Source organism: Inquilinus limosus (assembly GCF_002195995.1).
Classification (GTDB): Bacteria; Pseudomonadota; Alphaproteobacteria; order DSM-16000; family Inquilinaceae; genus Inquilinus; species Inquilinus limosus_C.
In genome coordinates this window covers 49,534-74,770 of the sequence record NZ_NHON01000017.1, presented here as the reverse complement: position 1 = coordinate 74,770, position 25,237 = coordinate 49,534, and the positions used below count along the sequence as shown (strand labels likewise).

Annotated in this window: 23 protein-coding genes and 1 riboswitch; of the genes, 15 read left to right on the top strand and 8 right to left on the bottom strand. The window is 70.6% G+C overall.

The genetic code is table 11. The features are described from left to right. The first annotated feature begins 12 nt into the window (after positions 1–12). The 3 genes from BWR60_RS12005 (at position 13) to BWR60_RS11995 (ending at position 2,609) form a co-directional block, all read left to right on the top strand. Entirely contained in the window at positions 13–783 is a 771-nt protein-coding gene (locus tag BWR60_RS12005) for a thiazole synthase (RefSeq protein ID WP_088151258.1), read from the top strand. Beyond that, on the top strand, positions 780–1,406 hold the full coding sequence (locus BWR60_RS12000) for a thiamine phosphate synthase (protein ID WP_088151257.1): 627 nt from the start codon (positions 780–782) through the stop codon (positions 1,404–1,406). Before BWR60_RS12005 ends, BWR60_RS12000 begins: the two co-directional genes overlap by 4 nt. Positions 1,407–1,469: 63 nt before the next feature. After that, complete coding sequence (locus BWR60_RS11995) at positions 1,470–2,609, top strand: hypothetical protein (protein WP_088151256.1); 1,140 nt, start codon at positions 1,470–1,472, stop codon at positions 2,607–2,609. 5 nt (positions 2,610–2,614) lie between these two features. Here the strand turns inward: BWR60_RS11995 and dapF are convergent, their stop codons facing one another. Continuing rightward, the gene (gene dapF / locus BWR60_RS11990; RefSeq protein ID WP_088151255.1) at positions 2,615–3,454 is read right to left on the bottom strand and encodes a diaminopimelate epimerase; all 840 of its coding nucleotides are present in this window, start codon (positions 3,452–3,454) and stop codon (positions 2,615–2,617) included. A gap of 96 nt (positions 3,455–3,550) precedes the next feature. Further along, a riboswitch (cobalamin riboswitch) is annotated at positions 3,551–3,749 on the top strand. Between the two features lie 99 nt (positions 3,750–3,848). Between dapF and BWR60_RS11985 the strand changes: the two genes are divergently transcribed. The 8 genes from BWR60_RS11985 (at position 3,849) to BWR60_RS11950 (ending at position 12,526) form a co-directional block, all read left to right on the top strand. Next, on the top strand, positions 3,849–4,430 hold the full coding sequence (locus tag BWR60_RS11985) for a GNAT family N-acetyltransferase (RefSeq protein WP_144445600.1): 582 nt from the start codon (positions 3,849–3,851) through the stop codon (positions 4,428–4,430). A 178-nt stretch (positions 4,431–4,608) separates the two neighbouring features. Further along, entirely contained in the window at positions 4,609–6,006 is a 1,398-nt protein-coding gene (gene ffh / locus BWR60_RS11980) for a signal recognition particle protein (protein ID WP_088151253.1), read from the top strand. Between the two features lie 60 nt (positions 6,007–6,066). Then, positions 6,067–6,435, top strand: a complete 369-nt coding sequence (gene rpsP / locus BWR60_RS11975; protein ID WP_088151252.1) for a 30S ribosomal protein S16 — start codon at positions 6,067–6,069, stop codon at positions 6,433–6,435. Between the two features lie 171 nt (positions 6,436–6,606). Next, on the top strand, positions 6,607–7,170 hold the full coding sequence (gene rimM / locus BWR60_RS11970; protein ID WP_088151251.1) for a ribosome maturation factor RimM: 564 nt from the start codon (positions 6,607–6,609) through the stop codon (positions 7,168–7,170). Position 7,171: 1 nt separating this feature from the next. Continuing rightward, positions 7,172–7,981, top strand: coding sequence for a tRNA (guanosine(37)-N1)-methyltransferase TrmD (gene trmD / locus BWR60_RS11965; protein ID WP_088151275.1), 810 nt, complete (start codon positions 7,172–7,174; stop codon positions 7,979–7,981). Continuing rightward, positions 7,978–8,379, top strand: a complete 402-nt coding sequence (gene rplS, locus BWR60_RS11960) for a 50S ribosomal protein L19 (protein ID WP_088151250.1) — start codon at positions 7,978–7,980, stop codon at positions 8,377–8,379. The genes trmD and rplS overlap by 4 nt, the downstream gene beginning before the upstream one ends. Before the next feature lie 261 nt (positions 8,380–8,640). Beyond that, complete coding sequence (locus BWR60_RS11955; RefSeq protein WP_144445599.1) at positions 8,641–11,949, top strand: hypothetical protein; 3,309 nt, start codon at positions 8,641–8,643, stop codon at positions 11,947–11,949. An 88-nt stretch (positions 11,950–12,037) separates the two neighbouring features. After that, complete coding sequence (locus BWR60_RS11950) at positions 12,038–12,526, top strand: DUF3280 domain-containing protein (RefSeq protein ID WP_088151248.1); 489 nt, start codon at positions 12,038–12,040, stop codon at positions 12,524–12,526. A gap of 53 nt (positions 12,527–12,579) precedes the next feature. Here BWR60_RS11950 and BWR60_RS11945 read toward each other — a convergent pair whose 3' ends face one another. From BWR60_RS11945 to BWR60_RS11930, 4 genes are all read right to left on the bottom strand, one after another. After that, positions 12,580–13,692, bottom strand: a complete 1,113-nt coding sequence (locus BWR60_RS11945) for a branched-chain amino acid ABC transporter substrate-binding protein (RefSeq protein WP_088151247.1) — start codon at positions 13,690–13,692, stop codon at positions 12,580–12,582. 373 nt (positions 13,693–14,065) lie between these two features. Next, complete coding sequence (locus BWR60_RS11940) at positions 14,066–15,088, bottom strand: SIS domain-containing protein (protein WP_218823456.1); 1,023 nt, start codon at positions 15,086–15,088, stop codon at positions 14,066–14,068. Then, a complete protein-coding gene (nagA, locus tag BWR60_RS11935) occupies positions 15,069–16,172 on the bottom strand; it encodes an N-acetylglucosamine-6-phosphate deacetylase (RefSeq protein ID WP_088151246.1) in 1,104 nt (367 codons plus the stop codon). Before nagA ends, BWR60_RS11940 begins: the two co-directional genes overlap by 20 nt. Further along, complete coding sequence (locus BWR60_RS11930) at positions 16,169–17,062, bottom strand: BadF/BadG/BcrA/BcrD ATPase family protein (protein WP_088151245.1); 894 nt, start codon at positions 17,060–17,062, stop codon at positions 16,169–16,171. The genes nagA and BWR60_RS11930 overlap by 4 nt, the downstream gene beginning before the upstream one ends. A gap of 172 nt (positions 17,063–17,234) precedes the next feature. Between BWR60_RS11930 and BWR60_RS11925 the strand changes: the two genes are divergently transcribed. From BWR60_RS11925 to cysQ, 4 genes are all read left to right on the top strand, one after another. Next, positions 17,235–18,089, top strand: a complete 855-nt coding sequence (locus tag BWR60_RS11925; protein WP_088151244.1) for a MurR/RpiR family transcriptional regulator — start codon at positions 17,235–17,237, stop codon at positions 18,087–18,089. Between the two features lie 198 nt (positions 18,090–18,287). Continuing rightward, on the top strand, positions 18,288–19,427 hold the full coding sequence (locus tag BWR60_RS11920; RefSeq protein WP_179221728.1) for an acyltransferase family protein: 1,140 nt from the start codon (positions 18,288–18,290) through the stop codon (positions 19,425–19,427). 136 nt (positions 19,428–19,563) lie between these two features. Next, complete coding sequence (locus tag BWR60_RS11915; protein ID WP_088151242.1) at positions 19,564–20,973, top strand: aminotransferase; 1,410 nt, start codon at positions 19,564–19,566, stop codon at positions 20,971–20,973. Further along, complete coding sequence (gene cysQ, locus BWR60_RS11910) at positions 20,973–21,767, top strand: 3'(2'),5'-bisphosphate nucleotidase CysQ (RefSeq protein WP_088151241.1); 795 nt, start codon at positions 20,973–20,975, stop codon at positions 21,765–21,767. The genes BWR60_RS11915 and cysQ overlap by 1 nt, the downstream gene beginning before the upstream one ends. Before the next feature lie 459 nt (positions 21,768–22,226). Here cysQ and BWR60_RS11905 read toward each other — a convergent pair whose 3' ends face one another. The 3 genes from BWR60_RS11905 to BWR60_RS11895 form a co-directional block, all read right to left on the bottom strand. Further along, the gene (locus BWR60_RS11905; RefSeq protein ID WP_088151240.1) at positions 22,227–23,234 is read right to left on the bottom strand and encodes an OmpA family protein; all 1,008 of its coding nucleotides are present in this window, start codon (positions 23,232–23,234) and stop codon (positions 22,227–22,229) included. A gap of 445 nt (positions 23,235–23,679) precedes the next feature. Next, positions 23,680–24,318, bottom strand: a complete 639-nt coding sequence (locus BWR60_RS11900; RefSeq protein WP_088151239.1) for a cyclodeaminase/cyclohydrolase family protein — start codon at positions 24,316–24,318, stop codon at positions 23,680–23,682. Continuing rightward, the gene (locus BWR60_RS11895; RefSeq protein ID WP_088151238.1) at positions 24,315–25,175 is read right to left on the bottom strand and encodes a bifunctional 5,10-methylenetetrahydrofolate dehydrogenase/5,10-methenyltetrahydrofolate cyclohydrolase; all 861 of its coding nucleotides are present in this window, start codon (positions 25,173–25,175) and stop codon (positions 24,315–24,317) included. Before BWR60_RS11895 ends, BWR60_RS11900 begins: the two co-directional genes overlap by 4 nt. Positions 25,176–25,237 lie beyond the last annotated feature (62 nt).

Genomic DNA, 25,237 nt, shown 5'->3' with positions numbered 1-25,237 from the left:
GGAGAGCACGAGATGCAGGATCCCTTCATCATCGCCGGCGTGGCGCTGCGCTCGCGCCTGTTCATCGGCTCCGCCGGCTATGCCAACCGGCAGCTGATGTTGGACTCGATCGAAGCCTCGGGGGCCGAGATCGTCACCGCCTCGATCCGCCGGATCAGCCTGGAAGGCTATGCCGAAAGCCTGGTCGACTTGGTCGGCGACCGTTGGCGCCTGCTGCCCAACACCGCCGGCTGCATGACCAAACGGGACGCCGTCCTGACGGCGCAGCTGGCGCGCGAGGCGCTGGGCACCAGCTGGCTGAAGCTGGAGCTGATCGGCGACCGCGAGACCCAGTATCCGGACGTCGCCCAGCTGGTCGAGGCGGCGGAGGAGCTGGTGCGCGACGGCTTCGTGGTGCTGCCCTACTGCAATGACGACCTGGTCACCTGCATGCGCCTGGCCGATGTGGGCTGCGCCGCGGTGATGCCGCTGGGGTCGCCGATCGGCTCCGGCCTCGGCATCTCCAACCCGCATGCGATCGAGATGATCTGCAGCCGGGTGCAGGTCCCGGTGGTGCTGGACGCCGGTATCGGCACCGCCTCGGACGCGGCGCTGGCGATGGAGCTCGGCTGCTCCGCCGTGCTGCTGTCGACCGCCGTGGCCAAGGCGCGCGACCCGGTGCGCATGGCCCGGGCCATGGCGGCCGGGGTCGAGGGCGGGCGCCTGGCCTCCCTGTCCGGGCGCATCCCGAAGCGCCGCCTGGCCGACCCGTCCAGCCCGCAGCTCGGCCTGATCGGGACGTGACCCGCCTGCCGTTGCCGCCGCTGCTGCTGATCACCGACCGGCGCCAGGCGGCGCGGCCGCTGACCGGCGTGGTGGCCGACGCGCTGGCCGCCGGCTGCCGCTGGGTCAGCCTGCGCGAGAAAGACCTGACGGCGGCGGAGCGCTTGGCCCTGCTGCGCCGGCTGCGCGCTTTGGCCCGGCCGGTCGGGGCGGTCGTGACCATCCATGCCGACCTCGACTCCGCCGGCGATGCCGACGGGCTGCATCTGGCCGCCGGCGGCGACCCGGGCGCGGCGCGGCGGCGGCTCGGCCCCGCGGCGCTGATCGGGGTGTCCTGCCATTCGGGCGGGGAGGTCGATGCCGCCCTCGCCGCCGGGGCCGATTACGTCACCCTCGGCCCCCTGGCGCCGACCGCGAGCAAGCCCGGCTACGAGCCGACCCTGTCCGCGGCCGAGGCCGGCGCCATCGCCGGCCGCCATCCCGGCCGGGTGATCGCGCTGGGCGGGGTCGGGCCGGACCTGCTGCCGGGCGTCATCGCCTCCGGCTTCGCCGGGGTTGCGATGATGGGCGGGGTGATGCGCGCCGGCGACCCCACGGCGCTGGTCCGCGCGTATCTCGCGGCGCTCGGCCCGCCGGCCGCCTGACCGCCTGTCGGCCCCGTCGCCCGGCATGCTATAGGGGCGGCGCCGGAGGGGAGCCCCGCCGCCATGAAGCTGCGCTTGCGGCCGCTGCGCGTCCTGGAATTCGTCCTGGTCACGGTGCCGGGGCTGGTCGGGCTGCTCTTCGCCATGCGCGCCGCCGTTCCCTTGATCGAGCTGGTCCAGGCCGAGCTGGCGCGGACGCCGGAGGTGCAGGAGGTCGAGGCCGCGCTGATCGCCCGGACCCGTGCCGCGACCTCGCCGGAGCAGGTCGGTGCCGGGATCGCCCGGGCCTTCGCCGATGACGACATCGACGGGGCGGCGGTCTGGCTGAAGGTGGCGGAGATGACGGGCACCCCGGTCAGCCCGGAATGGCAGCTCCGCTACGCGGACGAGACCTCGACGGCCAGCAGCGCGGTCCGGGCCGCGCGGCAGGCGGTGGGTGGCGCCGTGACCGGGGCGGGCCACGGCCTGTCCGGCTTGGCCGGGGCCTTCGCCGCCGACATGACCTTCGTCGGCGACCTGCGGGACATCGGCCGCGAGCTCTGGCATTTCGGCAATGACGAGCCGGTGGACGAGCTGGCGCTGGGCCTGTCGGGCATCGGGCTGACGCTCACGGCCGCGACCTGGGGCTCCGGCGGGGCCGCGGCCCTGCCGCGCGGCGCGGTGTCGGCCTTCAAGATCGCCCGGCGGACCGGCCGCCTGTCGGCGCGTTTCGCCGAGCGCCTCGGCCGGATGGTCGCCGATGTGGTCGATTTCCCGGCCCTGCGCCGCCAGGTGCGGGAGGTGGGGTGGCAGGACACGGTGATGCGCCCCGGCGCCGTCTTTGCCGCCGCCATCCGCCGCGACCGGCTGGAGGGGCTGGACGAGGCCGTCGCCGCCGCCGGCCGGGTGGCCGACCGGGTCGGCCCGGCCCAGTCGGTCGAGCTGCTGCGCTATGTCGACGACGTGCCGGAACTGCGCCGCGTCGACGAGGTGTCGGCGGTGATGGGCGACCGCACCCTGGCCGTGTTCACGGTGCTGAAGCGCGGCGCGCTGGCCACGGTGAAGGCCACCATCCGCTGGTCGCGGCGCCTCGCCGACCTGGCCGCCACCGTGCTGTTCGGCGCGATCGGCTTCCTGTTCGGCCTGGTGTACTGGCTGCGGCTGCTGCTGCTCGGCCTGATCTATGGGGTCTGGTGGGGATGCGGGGCCTGCTTCGCCCGCTGACGCGATCAGCCGTCCAGCAGGCCGCGCGCCAGGATGCCGGCGAAGCTGGTCTCCGCCGGGCCGGTCATCAGCACATGGCCGTCGCTCTCGCGCCATTCGATCAGCAACGTGCCGCCGTCCAGGTCCACCCAGACGGTGCGGTCGGTCAGGCCGCGGCGCACCGCGGCCACGCCGGCGGCGCAGGCGCCGCTGCCGCAGGCCTGGGTGACGCCGACGCCGCGCTCCCACACCCGGTAGCGCAGCCGGTCGCGGCCCAGCACCTGGACCACGCCGATATTGGCGCGCTCGGGGAACAGCGGGTCGTGCTCCAGCACTGGGCCGACGCCGTCGATCTGCACCTTCTCGGCCTCCGGCACGAAGAACACGGCATGCGGGTTGCCCATCGACACGCCGACCCCGTCCGTCAGCAGGCCGGAGGAGACCGGCAGGTGCAGCGTGTCGGCCTCGTGCGCCAGCGGGATGTCCTGCCAGCCCAGCCGGGCCGGGCCCATGTCGACGGTGACGCCGCCTTCCGGGGCCTTGCTGCACTCCAGCAGCCCACCGCGGGTCTCGACCACCAGCGCCTCGGCGCCGGTGTCGGCCATCACCAGGGCGGCGACGCAGCGCGTGCCGTTGCCGCAGGCGCCTGATTCGGTGCCGTCGGCGTTGAGGATGCGCATGAACACGTCGGCGCCTGCGCTCTGCGCCGGCTCGATCACCAGCAACTGGTCGAAGCCGACGCCGCGGTGCCGGTCGGCGATGCGGCGGGCCTGGTCGGGATGGACCGTGACCGCCTGCTCGCGCGCGTCCAGCACGACGAAGTCGTTGCCCAGCCCGTGCATCTTCCAGAACGGCAGCCCGTCCATCGCCCTCTCCCCGGTCTCTCCCGTCCACATATGGCATCAACCGGCCCTGCTGCGCGAGAGCCCAGCCCTGCGTGATCGACAGGGCGAGGGCCGGCGGCTAGCATGGCGACCGACGGTGCCCCGGTCCGCTGGGGTGAAAAGGGAAGCCGGTGCGCCTCTCGAGGCAAGGCCGGCGCTGCCCCCGCAACTGTAGGCGGCGAGCCCGCGCCCGAAGCCACCGGACCAGTCCGGGAAGGCGGGCGCCCCGGGGCGGCGACCCGCGAGCCAGGAGACCTGCCGTCGGATTTGTGCGTGTGACGGGGCGGGGTGTCCCCGGGCGGCGCGCCGGACGGCAGGCAGGGCCTGTCCGCCGGCTCCCTCCCGCGACCCCCTGCCGAAGGCGGGAGATGATGTGGTGACCGATCTGACCGTGCGGCCGCTGGGGGCCGCGGATGTGCCGATGCTGCTGGACATGCTGCGGGAGCTGGCGGCGTTCACCGGCGACCTGGCGGCGATGACGGCGCAGCGCGCCGATCTCGACGAGGCGCTGGCCGAGGTGCCGCCGCGCTTCCGCGGCCTGATCGCCGAGGATGGCAGCGGCGTGGTCGGCTATGTCACCTACACCATCGACTATTCGGTCTGGACCGGGGGCGACTTCATCCGCGTCGACGACGTCTATGTCCGCGACCGGGCGCGCGGCCGCGGCATCGGCCGGCAGCTGATGCGGGCCCTGGCCGATATCGGCGTGTCCCAGGCGATGCGGGTGCGGTGGGAGATGGCGTCGGACAATGCCGGGGCCCGCAGGCTCTATGACGGCATCGGCGCCGGGCCGGTGGACAAGACGATCTGGCGCTGGCCGGTCGCCGCCATGGAATCCTTCCTGAACCGGACCGAGCCGCCGCCGGCCGCCGACGCAGTGCCGTCCGAGGCCGGCCGCGGCCTGCCGGGCGAGGATGGCTTTATCCTGGTGCTGCGCCGGGACGGTGGCGCGGAGTAGCCGGGAGACCCGAGGGATCTCAGCAATCCGCCCTCCGGTTGACTCCTCGCCCCCATCCGCCTAAAAGACCAGCCGTTGCGGGATCGGCCCGCAGCGAGACCCCATGGGGTGCCGCCAGTCCGCGAGTATCGCGCACTGGCGCTTTTCCGTTTGGGGCGACGGGATTCGAAGGGCGATCATGTTCGAAGGTCTGAGCGGCCGTCTCGGCGACATCTTCGACCGGCTTCGCAAGCGCGGCGCGCTGACGGAGGCCGATGTCGGCGCCGCCATGCGCGAGGTGCGCGTGGCGCTGCTGGAGGCCGATGTCGCCCTGCCGGTGGTCAAGGACTTCATCGACAAGGCGCGCGAGCGCGCGGTCGGGTCGGAGGTGCTGCGGTCGGTCACCCCCGGCCAGCAGGTCATCAAGATCGTCCATGACTGCCTGATCGAGATGCTGGGCGGCACGCCCGGCGAGATGCCCGACCTCAACGCCGCCACGCCGATCAACCTGATCGCCGTGCCGCCGGTGCCGGTGCTGATGGTCGGCCTGCAGGGCTCGGGCAAGACCACCACCACCGGCAAGCTCGCCCTGCGCCTGAAGGACCGCGACAACAAGAAGGTCCTGATGGCGTCGCTCGACACGCGGCGCCCGGCCGCGCAGGAGCAGCTGAAGATCCTCGGCGAGCAGATCGGCGTCACCACCCTGCCGATCATCGCCGGGCAGGAGCCGCTGGCCATCGCCCGCCGCGCCATGGAGCGCGGCCGGCTCGAGGGCTTCGACGTCGTCCTGCTCGACACCGCCGGCCGCCTCGCCATCGACGAGGAGCTGATGGCCGAGGTGGTGGCGATCCGCGACGCCACCAAGCCGACCGAGACCCTGCTGGTGGCCGACGCCATGACCGGCCAGGACGCGGTCAACGTCGCCCGCACCTTCCATGAGCGGGTCGGCGTCACCGGCATCGCCCTGACCCGCGTCGACGGCGACAGCCGCGGCGGCGCCGCCCTGTCGATGCGCGCCGTCACCGGCCAGCCGATCAAGCTGATCGGCATGGGCGAGAAGATGGACGCGCTGGAGCTGTTCCATCCCGACCGTATCGCCAACCGCATCCTCGGCATGGGCGACGTCGTCAGCCTGGTCGAGAAGGCGGCGGCGACGATTGAGAAGGAGGATGCCGAGAAGCTCGCGGCCAAGATCCAGAAGGGCGAATTCGACCTGGAGGATCTGGCCTCTCAGCTGCGCCAGATGCGCAAGATGGGCGGCCTGCAGGGGCTGATGGGCATGCTGCCCGGCGTCGGCAAGATCAAGGACCAGATGAAGTCGGCCGGCATGGACGACAAGATGATCAAGCGGCAGGAGGCGATCATCTCCTCGATGACGCCGGTCGAGCGCCGCAACCCGAAGATCATCCACGCCAAGCGCAAGGTCCGCATCGCCGCCGGCTCCGGCAGCACGGTGCAGGACGTGAACAAGCTGCTGAAGCAGCATCAGCAGATGGCCGACATGATGAAGCGGATGAAGAAGCTGGGGAAGGCCGGGATGATGCGCGGCATGCCCAAGCTGCCGCCCGGCATGCTGCCGCCCGGCTTCAAGATGTAACGGACGGTTTCGGCCGTCCTTCGTGAGTTTTACTGAGTTAGACCTGAGGAGAGTACCGTTATGTCCGTCAAGATCCGCCTGACCCGCGGCGGCGCCAAGAAGCGCCCGTTCTATTCGATCGTGATCGCCGACACGCGCAGCCCGCGCGACGGCCGCTTCGTCGAGAAGGTCGGCACCTACAACCCGATGCTGGCGAAGGATCATCCGGAGCGCCTGGTGCTGAAGGCCGACCGGATCAAGCATTGGCTGTCGGTCGGCGCCCAGCCGACCGAGCGCGTCGCCAAGTTCCTCGGCCAGGCCGAGCTGGCGCCGATGCCGAAGTACCGCGAGACCCCGTCGAAGTCGGCTCCGAAGGCGAAGGCCCAGGAGCGCGCCAAGGCTGCGGCCGAGGCCGCCGCCAAGGCCGCCGAGGCTCCGGCCGAGGCCTGATCCGACCCGGTTCTTCTCCTCGCCTGCCCCTTGTTGTCATCACCGGGCTTGACCCGGTGATCCAGAGACTTCCGACGCCGCTCCGGCGGCCCCTGGATGTCCGGGTCAAGCCCGGGCATGACACAACAAGAAGGCTGTGAGAGGGGCGGAACCGCAGCCGGACCATCTCCGATGGCATCACCCTCCAAGGTCTGCGTCGGCCAGATCACCGGGGCGCACGGCGTCCGCGGCCTGGTGAAGGTCAAGCCCTTCACCGCCGCCCCGGAGGACCTGACCGCCTATGGCCCGGTCTCGGACGAGGCCGGGGCGCGGCGGCTCGCCCTGAAGCTGCTGTCCTGGGCCAAGGACCAGTGGATCGTGCAGGTCGAGGGCGTGGCCGACCGCGACGCCGCCGATGCGCTGCGCGGCCTGCGGCTCTATGTCGACCGCGCGTCGCTGCCGGAGCCCGAGGAGGACGAGTTCTACCATGCCGACCTGATCGGCCTGCCGGCGGTGCTGGCGGACGGATCGGTGTTCGGCACGGTGCGCGGCGTGTTCGATTTCGGCGCCGGCGAGATGCTGGAGATCGTGCGGCCAGGAGCGGGGGCGGTGATGATGCCCTTCACCCGGGCTGCGGTGCCGGTGGTCGACATCGCCGGCCGCCGCATCGTCGTCGACCCGCCGGCCGGGCTGCTGGAGCCGGCGGAGCGTCCGCCCGAGGAAGGCGAGGATGACGACGCGGGGGGCGGGGCCTGAGATGCCTTGGACCGCCCGCATCCTGACGCTGTTCCCGGAGATGTTCCCGGGCCCGCTCGGCCAGTCCCTGGCCGGCCGGGCGCTGGCGCGCGGCGACTGGATGCTGGAATCGGTGGACATTCGCGGCTTCGCGCGCGATAAGCACCGCTCGGTCGACGACGCCCCCTTCGGGGGCGGCGCCGGCATGGTCATGCTTCCCCAGGTTCTGGACGACGCCGTGCAGGCGGTCCGCCGCCCGGGGGAGCGGCTGATCTATCTGAGCCCCCGCGGCCGGCTGCTCGATCAGGCGCTGGTGCGGGAGCTGGCGGCGGAACAGGCGATCGTCCTGCTCTGCGGCCGCTACGAAGGGGTCGACCAGCGGCTTCTCGACGCCCAGGGGGCGGAGGAGGTCAGCCTGGGCGATTTCGTCCTGTCCGGCGGCGAGATTGCCGCGCTGGCCCTGATCGATGCCGTGGTGCGCTTGCTGCCCGGCGTCATGGGCAACGCGGAGAGCGCCGGGGAGGAGAGTTTCGGGGCCGAGTTCGGGGCGGGTCTCCTGGAGTACCCGCATTATACCCGGCCGGCCCTGTGGACGGGCGCCGACGGCGCACCCCGCGCGGTGCCGGAGATCCTGGTCTCCGGCGATCATGCGAAGGTGCGGTGCTGGCGCCTGGAACAGGCGGAAAGCATCACCCGGGAGCGACGCCCGGACCTCTGGCAGCGATATCTCGCCGTGAACCCCGAAAGGGCGGAAGGCGGCGGGAGCCACGTCCGAAAGCGCCCGGGCCGAGACCGAAGAGTGACCAAGGAACAAGAAGGACGAGAGCCATGAACATCATTCAGACGATCGAGCAGGAACAGGTCGACAAGCTCACCGCCGACCGCAAGATCCCCGATTTCCAGCCCGGCGACACCGTCAAGGTGAACGTCAAGGTCATCGAAGGCACGCGCGAGCGCGTCCAGGCCTATGAGGGCGTCTGCATCGGCCGCAAGAATGCCGGCCTGAACAGCCACTTCACCGTCCGCAAGATCAGCTATGGCGAGGGCGTCGAGCGCGTCTTCCCGCTGTACAGCCCGCGCATCGACTCGATCGAGGTCGTCCGCCGCGGTGCCGTCCGCCGCGCCAAGCTGTATTACCTGCGCGACCGCCGCGGCAAGGCCGCGCGCATCACCGAGCGCCGGGACAACAAGCCCCAGGACAGCAAGGCTCAGGACAAGGCCCAGGGCTGACCGTCCGTCCGGGTCGACCGGAATTGACGAAGGGCCGGCGTGCTGCGCCGGCCCTTTTCGTTTGCAGGGTCCGGGACGGCATCGCGCGAGATTGCCTGGTATTTTTGGAAATTATTCCGGATCGGCTCAAGGCTTGTGCATCGATGCGTGGTCTTCGCCAGATCATCACGAAACCGTCAAAAAACCTCTATCTCCATAGGAACCGAATCAGATTTGATCCGTTCTCCCTAATCGTCGAGGACCCTGTCAGGGGGGATGGCCATGTGGCCCAGCGATCTCAGGGTACGCCGGGTGACGCCCTTTGCGGCGCAGGCTCCGGCCAAGAAGACGGATCCGATCTTCGTCAGCGCGGTCGACAAGGCCAGGCAGCCGCCCGTCGGCCAGCCGATCACCGACGGCAAGGACGACCGCACCACCTTCGGGCCTGACGACCCGGCTCTCGGCGTCTACGGCGCCGGGGTGACGCCGCTCAAATGGCCGTTCCGGATCTTCGCCGATGCCGGCGTCGATCCGACCGACAACACCGCGCTGCGGGGCCAGATGGCCGCGACCGGCGTGCTCGACCCCAAGGCCTTCGGCACCCGCCCGGCCGCGTCGCCCGATGCCGAATACGAGCTGCAGCCCGGCCAGATGGTCTGGGCCCTCGACAAGACCCGCATGGCGTCCCTGGAGGAGCAGCGCGGGCTGCTGGCGAAGGTCGAGGACCCGAAGAACGCGGGCGACAAGGCCAAGCTGACCGAGCAGCTGCAGGACAGCGTGATCCGCGAGATCGACTACGCCGCGACCCAGCAGGCGGTGCCCGATTTCGACGCGCTGGTGGCGCCGCTGGCGCAGCGGGCGCCGAACGACCCGACCTACAAGGCGGCCTTGGACGCGGCGCGGACCCATTTCGACAACCGCTGGAAGACCGAGGGCCGCACCCCCGACCAGATCGGCAGGCTGATCGCCGACGCCAAGGACGGGAAATACGACGATGTCACTGCGGAGACCCGGCGCCAGCTGGTCGCCATCGCCGACGCCACCAAGTCCGAGCTGGGCGACAAGGCGACGCCGGAGGCGCTGGCGGCGGCGATCGACAAGCGGGCCGGCGTATACCTGACCTTCGACGCCAGCAACGCCGCTGACCCGAAGACATCGGCCTATCTCGACGCCGTCCGCCAGGGCCAGGCGGAAGCGACCAAGGAGGTGCTGGTCGACCGGCCGATCGCGGAGGTGCGCAAGGCCGCCGGGCTCGACCCGAAGGGCACCGATGTGCCGCCGCTGAACGAGCGGCAGACCACGGACCTGCTGAAGAAGCTGGCCGAGGTCACCGATCCGCAGCATGCGATGCCGCAGCAGGTGCAGGACATCCTGTCCGACCCGCGGATCTTCAGCCAGGATCCGAAGACGCCGGGCCTGCTGAACCAGGCGGTCGACCGCATGGCGCATTGGAAGCCGGGCGGCGACGGGCCGTATGACGACATGGTCCCGAACCTGGCCCATATCGTGCAGAACCTGTCGGCGACCGATGGCGGCAAGCCGGGCAAAGGCAAGACCCTGGTCGACGCCCTGGCGTCGCAGATCCTGTCCAAGGTGCCGGCGCAGCCGAAATACGACGGCACCGAGCGCAACATGTTCGCGGACGCGCAGTATTTCGGGACCGAGCTGCGCCGCGCCGCCGGCAAGGGCGACGTGGCGCTGTCCCTGGCCGTGGCCGGCCAGGCGGACAAGGCCGGCGACACCGACCAGACGAAGCACAAGGACGACAAGTACTACCACAACTTCTACCACGCGCTGCGGGACGCCTCGGTCGACGCGGCCCGGGCGGGCATCGAGGATTTCGGCGGCAGCTTCGACAAGCAGGGCCAGCAGCTGATCAAGGATGCGGGGTTCTTCGCCCATCCGCTGGCCAATTACGGCCAGGGCCGCAGCAAGGCGCAGCAGGCCCAGGACATCGCGGCGATGCGGAAGGCCGATCCCGACGCAGCGAAAAAATACGACGCCACCGCCGCGGAATACAGCCGGATGGTGGAGGTCCGCCAGGGCATCACCCAGACGGTGGACGCCTATAAGCAGGACCTCGCCGGCATCGAGGGCTTCGACCGCAAGGTGGAGAACGGGTCGCCGCTCCGGCCCGAGACGAAGCAGGAGAGCGTGATCAAGGCGGCCGACGCGATGCCGAAGCCGTTGGGCGACGAGCCGAAGAACCCGGACACCACGCCCAGCCCCTCGATCTGGTTCCAGCGGTCGGAGCGCAACTTCACCACCCACTTCACCCTCGAAGGGCTGAAGGCGGTGCTGCCGCAGGACAAGTACCTCTACGCCCGCTACGCCACGCTCGGCACCGACGGCCTCAGCCCGCAGGAGGTGGCCCGGGTCAGCCAGGCGGGCGGGGGCGACTGGTTCAATCCGCGGCTGCTGAGCAGGTTCTCCGGCGGGCTCAGCACCTATCTGTTCGAGAAGAACGCGCTGTCCCTCGCCGACGATCCGACCTCGCAGTGGAACGACTATCTCTACGTTCCGGTGCATGCCTCGATGGGGGCGTCGGCCCTGGCGTCAACGGTCCTGCCCGACAGCTGGAAGGAAGCGATCTGGAGCAACGATCCGAAGGGCCTGGCCAACACGCCCTTCAACCAGCGCTACAACGCGGCGCTCGGGCGGATCGACAAGCTGGCCGTGTCGGACGGGACCAAGGCCTTCCTGCGTGGCGCCGCGGCCGGGATGCTGAAGAACGTGCCCGATACCGCCTATATCCTCGTCGACGGTGCCAACTCCGTCGCCAACTTCTTCCAGTACGACGACTGGGTGAAGGGTGTCGGCTACGGGGTCAGCGTGCTCGGCGACGCGGCCTTCGTGGTGTCTGCCTCGGCCACGGTGTCGGAAGCGATCGGCGGCAGCGGGCTCATCCTCGGCCTCGGGGCGACGGCCTGGACCGGGATCGGCGCGGCGCTGATGCTGATCGGGTCCGGCATCGTCTACTTCAAGGGCCGCTACGACACCGCCCACACCTATGATGCCGCCGACCAGCGCTACCTCGAATATCTCAATGTGCCGAAGGACGTAGCCCAGACCATCGCCTATGCCAGGACCACCGACGAGGGCGGCCGCAGCACGGGGCTGGGTCTGACGGCGGTGTTCGACCGGCTGGGCAAGTCCAACCAGGACATGATCGCGCTGCTGAAGCGGCTGACGCCGGACCAGGCCAAGGCGCTGGCCACCAACGCCAAGAACATCAAGCTGGATTCCGACGGCAAGCCGGTGCTGACCCAGGACGACGAGTCCTACTTGGCGCTGCCGATGGACCCGACCAAGTCCGACGTCTCGCGCTACAGCGTGATCAGCTACAACGGCCAGACCAAGCGCTGGGAAGACCCGGTGACGCGGATGTACTGGACCCCCGGGGCGAAGCGCTGGGTCTTCGACCCGAAGATCAGCAACAGCATGGGCACGATCCCGCCGCAGCAGGACCCGCCCGTCTCCTACGACCCCGCCACCGGCACGCTGCAGCGGTCATCCACCTACCGGCTCGTCCAGCCGGAGAGTGTCGTCGGGCTGGAGAACTGGATGTTCGTGAACGGGATGCTGGGATAGCCGGCCGCGCCGGCTCCTCCGTAAGTCGCGTTTCCGCCGACGCCGTGCCGGCCTAGGCTCGACGGACACGCAGCAACGGAGGCTGGCGATGGCGGCACGATGGCTGCTTCCGATCCTGGTCCTGGCCGCCGGCCCCGCCGCGGCGCAGACGCCGGTCGCGGTGTTCCCGTTCGAGCTGGCCGACACCAGCGGCGAGGCCGCGCCGTCCTCCAGCCATGACGCCCGGATCGCGCTGGCCACCGACCATCTGGCCCGCAAGCTGGAGCAGTCCGGCCGCTACCGCCCGGTCGATCTCTCGCCCCTCGCCGCCGAGGTCGCGGCGACCGCGCCGCGCTATGATTGCGGCGGCTGCTGGCTGGAGGTGGCGCGGAAGAGCGGGGCGGAGCTGGCGGTGCTGCCTGCGGTGCACAAGGTCTCGACCCTGATCTCGACCATGGATCTCTGGGTCGCCGACCTGCGCAGCGGTCAATACGTCGCCCATGTCACGGGCCAGATCCGCGGCGACACCGACACGGCTTGGCTGCGCGGCGTCGACTTCCTGGTCGATGAGCGGCTGCTGCGCCAGGCGCCACCATAGCAGAAGGGGCCGGCTGGGCCGGCCCCTTCGCATCGGTCCGATCGGATCGCTGCTTACTTCGCCGGCTCGAAGGTCGTGCCGGTGCGCTTGAACAGGGCGTAGCCCGACTTGGTGCGGTCGCCCTTCGAATCATAGGCGATGTCGCCGATCACGGTCTTGTAGTCGCTGCCGTCATGCAGCGCCGCCGCCACCTTCTCCGGATCGGTCGACTTGGCCTTCTTCGCCGCCTCGGCCCAGGCCTGGACCGCGGCATAGGCGTAGAGGGTGTAGCCGGCCGGGTCGATGTTCTTGGCCTTCAGCGCCGCGACCACGTCCTTCGCCGCCGGGTTGGTCTCGGGCGGGTTGTCGATGGTCAGCAGCACGCCCTCGCCGGCCCGGCCGACGATCGACCAGAAGTCCTGGGCGTACAGGCCGTCGCCGGAGATGAACTGCGCCTTCAGCCCCTGGTCGCGCATCTGGCGCAGCAGCAGGCCGGCCTCGTTGTACAGGCCACCATAGTAGACGACGTCGATGTTGTCGGCCTTCAGCTTCGAGATCGTGGCCGAGTAGTCGAGCTCGCCCGGCGTGATCGTCTCATACGCCGTCTCCTTCACGCCGCCGGCATTGACCACCGCCTTGGTGGCGTCGGCCAGGCCCTTGCCGTAGGTGGTGGAGTCCTGGACGAAGGCGATCTTCTTGTCCTTGAAGTGCTCGACGATATAGGCGCCGGCGACCTTGCCCTGCTGGTCGTCGCGGACGACGGTGCGGAACACGGTCTTGTAGCCCTTCTCGGTCAGGTCCACCGCGGTGGCCGAGGGGGTGATCATGATGATCCCTTCCTCGTCATAGACCGGGGCGGCGGCGACAGTGGCGCCCGACAGGGTGTGGCCGACGACCGCGACCACCTTCTTGTTGACCATGTCGTTGGCGACCTGCACGGCCTGGCGCGGGTCGCCGGCGTCATCGCCGAACTCGACCACGATCTTCTCGCCATTGACCCCGCCGGCGGCGTTGATCGCCTCGACCGCCGCCTCGACGCCGCGCCGCTCCTGCAGCCCGTAGGGCGCGTTGCCGCCGCTCAGCACGAAGGCGGCCCCGATGGTGACGTCGGCCCAGGCGGCCGATCCGGCGAAGACGGTGGCCAGGGCCAGGGCCGAGGCCATCGTTCCGCTGCGGAATCTGCTCATGCGAATCTCCCCTCTTCATCCCGGCGGGCCGGATGCCCGCACTTTGGGCAGAGGGTAAAGCGATTGCAGGCCCGGCGTGAATTCGTTTGTTACAGAACCGGCGTTTCGGCCCGAAGCGGCTTCGTTTCGATCGGCCGGCCGGGGCGTTCCGTCAGGAAAATATCCCCGGCCGGGCGTTCCGCGACCGATAGGTCGGATTTATGCCGAATCAGACGCAGCGGCCTCCCGGCTGAACGAGGCACCTCCCAAAGAAAACCGTCATGGCGAGCCCCGAAGGGGCGTGGCCATCCAGGGGCCRATGCGAGCGGCCCTGGATGGCCACGGCGCTGCGCGCCTCGCCATGACGATGGTTGGTTGGGAACCTCCAGGCGGCTCAGACCGTCTCGGTCACCTTGCTCAGGTTGCGCGGTGCGTCGGGCGACAGGCCGCGGGCCACGGACAGGGCGGCGACGAAGGGGTAGAACGCGCCGATCGCCAGGATCGGGTCCAGCGCCGGGTGCAGCGGCGGCGGCAGCGGCAGGGTGGCGCCCTTGACGCCGGGCGCGCCGGCCAGCAGCACATTGGCGCCCAGGCCGCGGAACTCCGCCGCCATCTTCAGCACGCTCTCGCGCCCGCCATCGTTCGGGGCATAGGCCAGCACCGGGTAGCCGGCCTCGACCAGCGCCTTGGGCCCGTGCATGATCTCGGCCGCGCTCATCGCCTCGGCCTGCAGGATGCAGGTCTCCTTGAACTTCAGCGCGCTCTCCTGGGCGATGCCCAGGTTCAGGCCGCGGCCGGCGACCATCATCCGGTCGGCCTTGACCAGCGCCTCCAGGGCCGGCGACCAGTCGCCGCGCACGGCGGTTTCCAGCGCCTCGGGCAGGCGCTGCAGCGCGGCCTTCAGCTCCGCATCCTCGGCCCATTCGGCCACCAGCCGGGCAGCGACCACCAGGCTGGCGATGTAGGATTTGGTCGCGGCCACGGCGCGCTCGCGCCCGGCATGCTGGTCCAGCACGATCTCCGCGGCCTGGGCGGCCGGGCTGTCGGTCGAGTTCAGCACCGCGACGGTCAGCGCCCCGCGCTCGCGGGCGCGGCGCACCGGCGTCACCAGGTCCGGGCTGCGGCCGGATTGCGACACGGCGATGGCCAGGCTGCCCTTCAGGTCCAGGTCGGAATGGCCCAGCGTCTCCAGCGACGGCGGCAGCGACGCGGTGACCAGGCCCAGCCGGCTGCCCAGCAGATAGGCGGCATAGGTGGCGGCATGGTCGGAGCTGCCGCGGGCGATGGTCACGGCGAAGCGCGGCCGGTCGGCGCGCAGCCGGGCGGCCAGGTCGCGGACCAGATCCGCGTCGGCGGCCAGCAGGTCGGCGATGCGGGCCGGGGCCTCGCGCGCCTCCTCAAGCATGATCGAGGTCAATCGACTCTCCTTCGACATGGACGCCCGTGACCTTGAGGTCGGCGTCGAGAACGACGATGTCCGCCCAGGCGCCGGGCGCCAGGCGGCCGCGATCGGCCAGGCCGAGATAGTCGGAGGCCAAGGTGGAGGTGCGGCGCGACGCCTCCTCCGGCGCCAGGCCGATGGCGACGAAGTTGGCGAAGGCGCGATCCATGGTCAGGCAGCTGCCGGCCAGCGTGCCGTCGTCCAGCCGCACGCCGTTGCCGCATTTGCGCACGGTGTAGCGGCCCAGCCTGTAGTCGCCATCCGGCATGCCGCTGGCGGCGGTGGCGTCGGTGACGGCGTAGAGCGACGGGATCGCCCGCAGCGCCGCGCGGATGGCGCCGGGATGGACATGCAGCAGGTCGGGGATCAGCTCGGCATGCTCGGCATGGGCCAGGGCGGCGCCGACGATGCCGGGGGCGCGGTGGTGCAGCGCGGTCATGGCGTTGAACATGTGGGTGACGCCGTCGACCCCGCGCGAGAAGGCCTCGGCCGCGGTCTCGTAGTCGCAGGAGGAATGGCCCAGCTGCACCCGGATGTCGCGCGCCGCCAGGAAGGCCTGCAGGCTGCCGTCGGGGTCGGCCTCCGGCGCCCAGGTGACGACCCGGATGTCGGCGCGGTCGCAGAAATCCGCCATGCGCGCGAGATCGGCCGGGATGGCATAGGGCGGCTGGGCGCCCAGCCGGTCCGGGCTGATGAACGGGCCTTCCAGATGCACGCCCAGTACCCGCGCCTCGCCCTCGCGCCGCCCGGCGATCACCCGGCCGGCGCCGTCCAGCGCTGTCTCGATCTCCTCGACCGGGGAGGTCATGGTGGTGGCCAGCAGCGCGGTGGTGCCGTGTCGGGCATGGGTGCGGGCCAGGGTGCGGATCGACGCCTCGCCCTCCATCGCGTCGGCGCCGCCGCCGCCATGGCAGTGCAGGTCGATGAAGCCGGGCAGGATCATCGGGCCGCTCTCCAGCCCCGCGACCGGCTCGACCGCCCGGATATGCGTGTCGAAGCGCAGGCGGCCGGCGACCCAGCCGCCGGGCGTCAGGATGCGGCCTTCCAGGGTCTTGGTCATGAATCGCTCCAGGCTTCGCCGGGGGCCAGGGACCGGGCCAGCAGCACGGCGCCGTCGCGGGCGTCGCCCATCGGCGGGCGCAGCCGGGCGACGATCGCCGGGTCCATATAGGGGCGCAGCGGCGCGGCCAGGCTGCCGCCGGCGCAGAAGGGCAGGGTGCCCTCGGGGTCCAGCGACCGGGCCAGCCGGTCGACCTCATGCCCCGCCCACCGCATCAGCCGCACCGCCGCGGGGTCGCCCTCGCCGGCCAGCCGCACCACGATTGGTGCCAGCGTGGCGTATTTCGTCGACGGCGCCTGGTAGGTCCAGGCCAGCAGATCGGGCGGGGTGGCGCCGCAGGTCTCGAACATCGCCTGGTGCAGGGCGGAGCCGCCGGGCGGGTCGACGTCGCGGCCGTCCAGCAGCTGCAGCGCCTCGCCCAGCGCCTTCAACCCCAGCCAGGCGCCGCTGCCCTCATCGCCGACCGGGAAGCCCCAGCCGCCGACCTGGCGGGTGGTGCCGTCGGCATAGAGCGCGCCGCCGACCGTGCCGGTGCCCAGCGCGATCGCGGCGCCGGGCTGGCCGGCATGGGCGCCCAGCGTCGTGGCATGGGCGTCGGAGCACAGGCGCAGCCGGGCGAAGCCGGGGGCCTTGGCACGGAACTCGGCCCGCTTGTCCGGCCGGCCGGTGCCGGCCAGGCCGCAGGCGATCACGGCGTCGGCATGATCGGCCTCGGCGATGCCGGCGGCGGCCAGGGCGGCGCGGATCTGGGCCCAGGCCCCGTCGACGCCGAGCGTCAGGCTGGACGGGCCGGCCGTGCCCTCGCCCAGCACGCTTCCGTCCGGATCGACGGCGCGGAGCCTGGTGCCGGTCGCGCCGCCGTCGACGCCGATATGGATGCGGATCGCCATGCCCTGGTCCTGGAAATGCTGTCGCGCGGGGACGCTAGCAAGCCGCGCTGGCAGCGTCATCGCGCCAGATGGTCTATACCACTCGCATTGCGGCCGGGCCACAGCGAATGGCGTTTCCCCGCGCGCGATGTCGGGATTATTGTTCCAAGACTTGGAACGTTTGGAATGAGCCATGACAGGGACGGAAGCGGTGGCGGCCGGGCCGGCGCCGGACAGCTTCGAGGCGCTGCGGGGCGCCATCGCCGCGCGCTACCCGGCGCTCAGCAAGCGGCTGAAGACCATCGCCGAATTCGCCCTGGCCCATCCCGACGTGATCGCGCTGGAGACGGTGGCGGTGATCGCCGGCAAGGCCGAGGTCCAGCCCTCGGCCCTGGTCCGCTTCGCCCAGGCGCTGGGCTTCGACGGCTTCTCCGAGATGCAGCGCCTGTTCCGGGCCCAGCTGGTCGAGCGGATGCCGAGCTACGAGGCGCGCATCCGCACCCTCGACGCCCGCTTCGGCGGGGCCGAGGCGCCGTCCGGCCCGCTCAACGCCTTCATCGACATCTCGGTCGGCGCGCTGGAGCGGCTGCGCGGCGATGTCGACCCGGCGGTGTTCGCCCGCGCGGTCGACATCCTGGCGCGGGCCGACTGCATCCATCTGGCGGCCCAGCGCCGGTCCTTCCCGATCGCGGTCTACCTGTCCTACCTGCTGGCCCAGCTCGACCGGCCGGTGCATCTGCTCGACAATTTCGGCGGCATGCTGGCCGAGCAGTCGCGGGCGATCCGGCCGGGCGACGCGCTGTTCGTCGTCACCTTCCGCAGCTACGCCCCGGACGTGCAGGAGGTGGCGCGCCGGGCCCGCGCCGCCGGGGTGCCGATCGTCGCCATCACCGACAGCGACCTCAGCCCCGTCTACCCGATCGCCGATGCCTGCTTTGTGGTGCATGAGGGCGAGATCGACGCTTTCCGCTCCCTCTCGGCCACGCCCTGCCTGGCCCTGACCCTCGCCGTCGCGCTCGGCCGCCGGCACGAGGCGCAGGAGGGCTGACCCCGGCTGCCTCCGTCCTTCGGCTAGCTTTGTCCGCCTTGTGGCCGCCTTGATCGATATTCCTGTCCTGCCGGATGCTCGATCAGCAGCCGGGCATGTCGACCGCGCCGCTGCGGTCGCGTGCGGTGCCGCTTACAAAAAGAGTCGACGCGATGCCCGCCGCGCACGGGGCGACGTCAGGCCGCAATGGAGGGACGCTTGCGGACACTGCAGCAGTCGATGGAGTCGCGGCGGAACAACTTTCACCTGTGCCGCATGATCGGTGCGCTGTTCATCATCTTCGCACACTCGATCGAAATCAGCGGCATGGAGCCCTATTATCATCAGCATGATCCGGACTTCGTGTCGGCGCTGGTCCTGATGGGCAAGAATGCGCTGCGGCTGTTCTTCACCTTCAGCGGCATCATGGTAGCGATGAGCCTGGACAAGCGGGCTTCGCTTTGCGCTTACGCGGCGGCCCGGGTGTCGCGGATCGTTCCGCCGCTGCTGCTGTTCTCCGCCGTCATGGTCTTCCTGATCGGCCCGCTGATGACCAGCCTGCCGGTCGGGGACTATTTCAGCCGGCTGGACACCTGGCTCTATCTGCCGAAGGCGTCGAGCGGGCTGTTCGTCCCCGACCTGCCGGGCATGTTCGAGACGGTGCCGTGGGCGAAAGCGGTCAATCCGTCGCTGTGGACGCTGGTCTACGAGATCATCTGCTACCTTGTTCTGGTGCTGCTGTCGGTGGCTGGATGGCTGTCGCCCCGGCGGCTGCCGCTGACACTGACCGTCATCGCCATTCTCTATCTCGGCATCACCTTCGGCACCCGCCTCCGCTTGGTCGTGCCCGTCGATGCCATGGTCGGCTTCGGCATCAGCTTCACCATCGGCGTCGCGATCTACCACTACCGCCGCTGGATCCCGCTGTCGCTCTGGCTGGTGGCGCTGTTCGCCGGGCTGACCCTGCTGGCACGGGGAACGCCGTGGGCCGAGCTGCCCTCGATCCTGACCTGCATCACGGCCGCGCTCTGGCTCGCCCTGGTGCCGAAGGGCTGGATTCTCGGCTACGGCCGGGTCGGTGAGCTGTCCTACGCGACCTATATCTGGCACTGGCCGATCGGACAGATCCTGGTCAGCCTGTGGCCCGGCCTGTTATGGCCGCAATTGTTCCCGCTGATGGTGCTGGCAACCCTGCCGGTGGCCTTCCTCTCCTGGACCCTGGTGGAGTTGCCGGCACTGCGCCGCGTCTCGTCGACCGCGGCCGTGCTCCGCTGGACGGCCAAGGCGCTGCGGTTGCCGGTCCCGCTGCGGACGTCGCCTCCGGCGGCCATGGCGGCATCGCCGGGCGGCGCGCCTTAGGGAAGCCGCGCACAGCAGCAGGCTGCGGCCCGTCGGTCTGGCATGACGCCGAAGCGTTGTTTCCGGCCCGCGGCGCCCGGCTCCGGGCCTGCCATGCGCGAAACGCCCGGGACGGGGGCGTCGGCTTTCGGTAACGATGGCGGACACCGAAAAACAGCCGGAGGCGCCGCCCGTGATCCCGAATTCCACCGCCGCGCGCGACGTCGCCTACCTGCTGCACCCCTACACCAATCTCCGCGCCCATCAGGAGGCCGGCCCGCTGGTGATCAGCCGCGGCAAGGGCATCCACGTCTATGACGAGGAGGGGCGCGAATACATCGAGGGGCTGGCCGGCCTGTGGTGCGCCGGGCTCGGCTTCGACCAGGAGCGGCTGGTCGAGGCGGCGACGCGGCAGATGCGGCAGCTGCCCTTCTATCATGCCTTCGGCGGCAAGGTGCCGGACGTGCTGGTCGACCTGGCCGAGGCGCTGATGGCGATCGCGCCCAAGCCGCTGGAGCGGGCGCTGTTCGTCAATTCCGGCTCCGAGGCCAACGACCTGGCGGTCAAGATCGCCTGGTACGTCAACAACGCGCTGGGCCGGCCGGAGAAGAAGAAGATCATCGCCCGCCGCAAGGGCTATCACGGCGTCACCGTGATGTCGGGCAGCCTGACCGGGCTGGCCTATGCGCAGGACGGCTTCGACCTGCCGGTCAGCCGGGTGGTGCATGTCGACACGCCGCACCATTATCACGGCGCCGCGCCGGGCGAGAGCGAGGAGGACTACGCCACCCGCCTGGCCGAGCAGCTGGAGGCGACGATCCAGGCCGAGGGGCCGGAGACGGTGGCCGCCTTCATCGCCGAGCCGGTGATGGGCGCGGGGGGCGTGATCGTGCCGCCGCGCACCTATTTCGAGAAGGTGCAGGCGGTGCTGCGCCGCCACGACATCCTGTTCATCGCCGACGAGGTGATCTGCGGCTTCGCCCGCACCGGCGCCTGGTTCGGCTGCGACAGCTTTGGCATCCGGCCGGACATCATGACCGTGGCCAAGCAGCTGTCGGCCGGCTTCCTGCCGATCGCGGCGACCCTGGTCTCCGGCCCGGTCTATGAGGCGCTGGTGGCGGGCAGCGACAAGCATGGGCTGTTCGGCCACGGCAACACCTATGGCGGCCACCCGGTGGCCGCCGCGGTGGCGCTGGAGACGCTGAAGATCTATCGCGAGATGGACATCGTCGACCGTGTCCGCCGGGTCGGCGCGTCACTGCAGGAGGGGCTGCGCCGTTACGCGGATCACCCGCTGGTCGGCGAGGTGCGCGGCCTCGGCCTGATCGCGGCGGCCGAGCTGGTGGCCGACAAGGCCGCCCGGACCAATTTCGACAAGGGGCGCGGCATCGGCGCCGGGCTGGTTCGCCGGGCCCAGGCGCATGGCCTGCTGACCCGCGCCCTGCCGGGCGATGCCATCGGCTTCTGCCCGCCGATGGTGATCGACGAGGCGGGTGTGGCCGAGATGCTGCACCGCTTCGACCTGGCGCTGGACGAGACCTGGTCGGCGCTGCGCGAGGCCGTGTGATGGCCGCCGGCGCCCTTCCCCCGGTCGAGGCCCCCCTGGTGGAGGCGGTCGTCGACCTCGCCCGCCGTGCCGGCCGGGTGGTGCTGGAGATCTACAACAGCTTCGACGGCGCCGCCCTGCGCAAGGAGGATGGCAGCCCGGTCACCGCCGCCGACCATGCCGCCGAGGCGCTGATCATCCCCGGCCTCCGGGCCCTGCTGCCGGGCGTGCCGGTGGTGGCGGAGGAGCAGTGCGCCGCCCAAGGCATCCCGCCCGCGGCCGACCGCTTCTGGCTGGTCGACCCGGTCGACGGCACCAAGGAGTTCCTGCGCCGCAATGGCGAGTTCACGGTCAATATCGGGCTGGTCTCCGGCGGCGTGCCGGTGCTGGGCGTGGTCGAGGCTCCGGCCTTCGGCCGCCGCTTCTGGGCGGCCGGGGGCGAGGCCTGGCAGCAGCAGGGTGACGAGGCGCCGCGGCGCATCGGCGTGCGCCGGCCGCCGGCGGAAGGGATGGTGGTGCTGACCAGCCGGTCGCATCGCGACGATCCCCGGCTCGACGCGGCGCTGGAAGGCCGGTCGGTGGCCGAGCGCCGGATCCTCGGCAGTTCGCTGAAAATCGCGCTGATCGCGGCGGGGGAGGCGGATCTCTATCTCCGCTTCGGCCCGACCATGGAATGGGACACGGCGGCGGCCGACGCCGTGCTGCGCGCCGCCGGCGGCATCATCGACGACGCGTTGTCCGGCCATCCGCTGGCCTATGCCAAGCCGGGCTTCGCCAATGCCGGCTTTGTCGCGCGCGGGGCCGCGGCCGGCTAGCTCAGCCGTTTCAATCGAAGGGGTGAATTGTTGCCTCTTCCGCTTGCGAGACCTTTCAACACGCCTCACCCTTCGCCGTCATTGCGAGGAGCGTAGCGACGAAGCAATCCAGGGGCCGGTTCGTACTGGCCCCTGGATTGCTTCGCTTCGCTCGCAATGACGTGCTCAGAATTCTGACAAGGTCTCCCTTGCAGGAGAGATCGGAGACGCGAAGCGGCTCCGGGTGAGGGGGTATTTCGTCGAGAGGCCGGGACCAGCCCTCACCCGCCAGCGCTGCGCGCTGTCGACCTCTCCCGCGTCCAGCGGGAGAGGCAACGCGAACCGGATGCTGCGGCCAAAGCAAAGGGCCGTCCCACGCGCTGGGACGGCCCTTTGCTTTGGCTCTTGCCGGATCCCGGATGAAGAAAGGGGCGCCCCGAAGGACGCCCCAATCTCCCGATGGGATCTTTATAGACCGTCTTAGTTGATGACGATCTCGACGCGGCGGTTCTGCGGCTCGCGCACACCGTCGGCGGTCGGGACCAGCGGATCGGACTCGCCGACGCCGCGGGTGACGATCAGGCTGTCGGCAACGCCGTCCGCGACCAGCTCGCGGCGGACCGACTCGGCGCGACGCACCGACAGGGCCTGGTTGTACCGGTCCGAACCCGAACGGTCGGTGTGGCCGGTGACGTCGATGCGGGTGGTCTTGCCCTGGAGGGCGTCAGCAGCGGCCGAGGCCACGATCTGCTTGGCTTCCGGGGTCAGACGCGAGCTGTCGAAGTCGAAGAACACCAGGTAGCTGCGGCCCTGGGTCTGCACGACCTCCTGGACCGGCTCCGGCGCCGGGGCGAAGGTGTAGCGAACGCCAACCAGGATGGTGTGGTTGTTGCTGCTGTCGTACTTCAGCTTGGCGCCCTGGTCGCTGAAGGTCGGCTTGGTGTTGCCGAAGTAGCGGTACTCGAGGTTCGCAGCCAGGTTCGGCGAGAAGTTGTACGACACACCCGCGATGCCCTGATAGGCGAACTGGGTGTTGAAGTCCTTGAACGTGCCGCCGCCGCCCTTCAGCTCGGAGTCGAGCAGGGCGACACCGACACCGCCGCCGATGTACGGCACGAACGGCGAGCCGAAGTCGAAGTCGTAGTAGCCGTTGGCCATGATGCCGATGGTCCGGAAATGACCATTCTTGAAGATGGTCTGACCGTTGACCTTGGCATCCTTGACATCGTTGGTGCGCAGGCTGACTTCGGCGTCCGCACGGAACGAGCCCCAGTCGTAACCGAGGTAGATGTCGCCGGCCGGGCCGATGTCGTAGCGCGACTTGCCGTCGATGTTGGTGTTCTTGACGCTCCAGCTGTCATTCTGGCGAATGTTCACGCCAGCGCCGGCACCGACATAGAGGCCAGTGGCCTGATATTCCTGCGCCATCGCCGGGGCTGCAACGAGCAGGGCGGCCGCACCGACGGCGTACATCACGTTCTTGTTCATATCCAATACCTCGCTGATCACGGTTCAACCGAGGTCTCGTCCCCCGCTTCCTTCAAGGGCTGCGACCAGACCGCTCCCTTTGGATGTACGATGGTCGGGCGTAGACCGCAATTGAAATGGACCATGCTGTTGCGAATTTCGCGCAGTGTTGCAGCGATGCACCACCGTCCGGCACGGCCATTCGAGATCGGGTTAACCGATTGTTCGGATTTTGGAAACGGAAAAGCGCCGGGCTTCATGAGGCGGCGTGAATGCAACAATTCCATGACAGGGCCGGGGTTTGCCTCGATTTCGGCAAAACCAAGGATTTGCAAATAAATTCAAATAATTGGATCGGAAATCTTCGACGGGATCGTCATTCCGGCCCTGCATCGGACGATCCCCGACGGTCCGGCCCGGCCCGGATGGCCACCGGCCGGGCCGTCCGATTCCGGAGAATCAGCGCTCAGCGCAGCCGGTCGCGCACCAGCCGGGCAATGCCGTCCGCGCGCTGCCCGGCCGCCGCCAGCAGGCGGTCGCGGCTGTCGGCATAGACCTGGCGGCGGCCCGCATCGTCCAGCCCGCGCAGATTGACGTCGACGGCGTAGAGCACCGCCTCGACCGCGCCGCGCAGGGTGGCGGCGCCGGCGCCGACGTCGCTGACGATCTGGGTCGTCGCCAGCGTCGCCGCCTGGCCGGCCAGGTCCAGGGCCTCCAGCGCCGACTGCGCCGCGTTCAGCGGGATCTCGGTGGCGGCGATCGTCGCCTCCCGCAGCGCAGTGCGCCGGGCCGCCTTCTCCTCCTCGGTCGCCTTGGGCAGCTTCAGCGCCGCCATGTAGGCGTCGAACACGGCGATGTCGGCTTCGGCATGGGCCGACAGCTCGGCGATCAGCCGGTCGCCCGACAGGATCAGCGTGTCCAGGAAGCCGCGGTCGGGCGTCTTGTTGGCGGTGATGCGCAGCGCCATCACCACGAGGCCGAGCCCGAGCGTCGCCGAGACCATCGCCGCCGAACCGCCGCCGGGCGTCGGCGAATCGCTGGCCAGCGTGTCGCGGAAGGTGGTCAGCGGCCAGCGCCACAGGCTGTCCTCGGTCTCGACGGTCATCTCACATTCCTCCCGGCGCGGCGCTGCAGCTCCATGGCCCGCAGCAGGTTGGCGAAGATCAGCGTGGCGGTCAGGGGGCCGACCCCGCCCGGCACCGGCGTCAGCGCGGCTACCACCGGGCGGACGCTGTCGGCGTCGACATCGCCGACCACGCGGCCGTCGACCACCGAGATGCCGGCATCGACCACCACCTGGCCCGGCCGGGCCATCGTCCCCGTGACCAGGCCGGGCCGGCCGGTCGCGACGAAGACGATGTCGGCGGCGGCGACCGCGGCGGCCAGGTCGCGGGTGCGGCTGTGGCACACCGTCACCGTGGCGTCGCGGTTGACCAGCATCGGCGCCAGGGCCCGGCCGACGGCGCGGCCTCGGCCGACCACCACCGCGCGGGCGCCCTTCAGGTCGGCGGCGGTCCCGGCCAGCCGGATGCAGGCGTCCGGGGTGGCCGGCAGCAGGGCGTCGGCCTCGCGCCCGGCGGCGATCAGGCCGAGATTGTGCGGCGTGAGCCCGTCGACATCCTTCAGCGGGTCGAGCTGCCGGACCGCGACGTCGGCGTCCAGCCCGGCGGCCAGCGGCAGCTCCAGCAGGATGCCGTGCACGCCCGGATCGGCCGACAGCGCGGCGAGGCGGGCATCGAGCGCGGCCTGGCCGCCGGCGGGATCCACCGTCTCGACCCGGAAGCCCAGGCCCAGCGCGTCGGCGGTGCGCTGCTTGGCGGCGGCGTAGCGGGCGACCGCGGCGTCGTCGCTGGCCACCACAACGGCCAGGCAGGGGCGCAGGCCCGGCGGCGTCTCCGCCAGGATCCGCGATCGGATCCGCTCCGCGATCGGCTTGCCCAGCAGGGCGGCGGCTTCGGCCATGGCGTGGTCCCGTTCAGGCGTCCGGCCCGGCATACACCATCGCGGCGCGGCCCGGCTCGACA

Coding starts and splice junctions, on each gene's coding strand:
- BWR60_RS11900 (WP_088151239.1), bottom strand. CDS start 24,318: ATGACCGTCGAGACCGAGGACAGCCTGTGGCGCTGGCCGCTGACCACC.
- rpsP (WP_088151252.1), top strand. CDS start 6,067: ATGTCCGTCAAGATCCGCCTGACCCGCGGCGGCGCCAAGAAGCGCCCG.
- BWR60_RS11955 (WP_144445599.1), top strand. CDS start 8,641: ATGTGGCCCAGCGATCTCAGGGTACGCCGGGTGACGCCCTTTGCGGCG.
- BWR60_RS11950 (WP_088151248.1), top strand. CDS start 12,038: ATGGCGGCACGATGGCTGCTTCCGATCCTGGTCCTGGCCGCCGGCCCC.
- rimM (WP_088151251.1), top strand. CDS start 6,607: ATGGCATCACCCTCCAAGGTCTGCGTCGGCCAGATCACCGGGGCGCAC.
- BWR60_RS11995 (WP_088151256.1), top strand. CDS start 1,470: ATGAAGCTGCGCTTGCGGCCGCTGCGCGTCCTGGAATTCGTCCTGGTC.
- BWR60_RS11930 (WP_088151245.1), bottom strand. CDS start 17,062: ATGGCGATCCGCATCCATATCGGCGTCGACGGCGGCGCGACCGGCACC.
- dapF (WP_088151255.1), bottom strand. CDS start 3,454: ATGGACGGGCTGCCGTTCTGGAAGATGCACGGGCTGGGCAACGACTTC.
- BWR60_RS11905 (WP_088151240.1), bottom strand. CDS start 23,234: ATGAACAAGAACGTGATGTACGCCGTCGGTGCGGCCGCCCTGCTCGTT.
- trmD (WP_088151275.1), top strand. CDS start 7,172: ATGCCTTGGACCGCCCGCATCCTGACGCTGTTCCCGGAGATGTTCCCG.
- BWR60_RS11925 (WP_088151244.1), top strand. CDS start 17,235: ATGACAGGGACGGAAGCGGTGGCGGCCGGGCCGGCGCCGGACAGCTTC.
- nagA (WP_088151246.1), bottom strand. CDS start 16,172: ATGACCAAGACCCTGGAAGGCCGCATCCTGACGCCCGGCGGCTGGGTC.
- BWR60_RS11915 (WP_088151242.1), top strand. CDS start 19,564: ATGGCGGACACCGAAAAACAGCCGGAGGCGCCGCCCGTGATCCCGAAT.
- BWR60_RS11945 (WP_088151247.1), bottom strand. CDS start 13,692: ATGAGCAGATTCCGCAGCGGAACGATGGCCTCGGCCCTGGCCCTGGCC.
- cysQ (WP_088151241.1), top strand. CDS start 20,973: ATGGCCGCCGGCGCCCTTCCCCCGGTCGAGGCCCCCCTGGTGGAGGCG.
- BWR60_RS12005 (WP_088151258.1), top strand. CDS start 13: ATGCAGGATCCCTTCATCATCGCCGGCGTGGCGCTGCGCTCGCGCCTG.
- ffh (WP_088151253.1), top strand. CDS start 4,609: ATGTTCGAAGGTCTGAGCGGCCGTCTCGGCGACATCTTCGACCGGCTT.
- rplS (WP_088151250.1), top strand. CDS start 7,978: ATGAACATCATTCAGACGATCGAGCAGGAACAGGTCGACAAGCTCACC.
- BWR60_RS11895 (WP_088151238.1), bottom strand. CDS start 25,175: ATGGCCGAAGCCGCCGCCCTGCTGGGCAAGCCGATCGCGGAGCGGATC.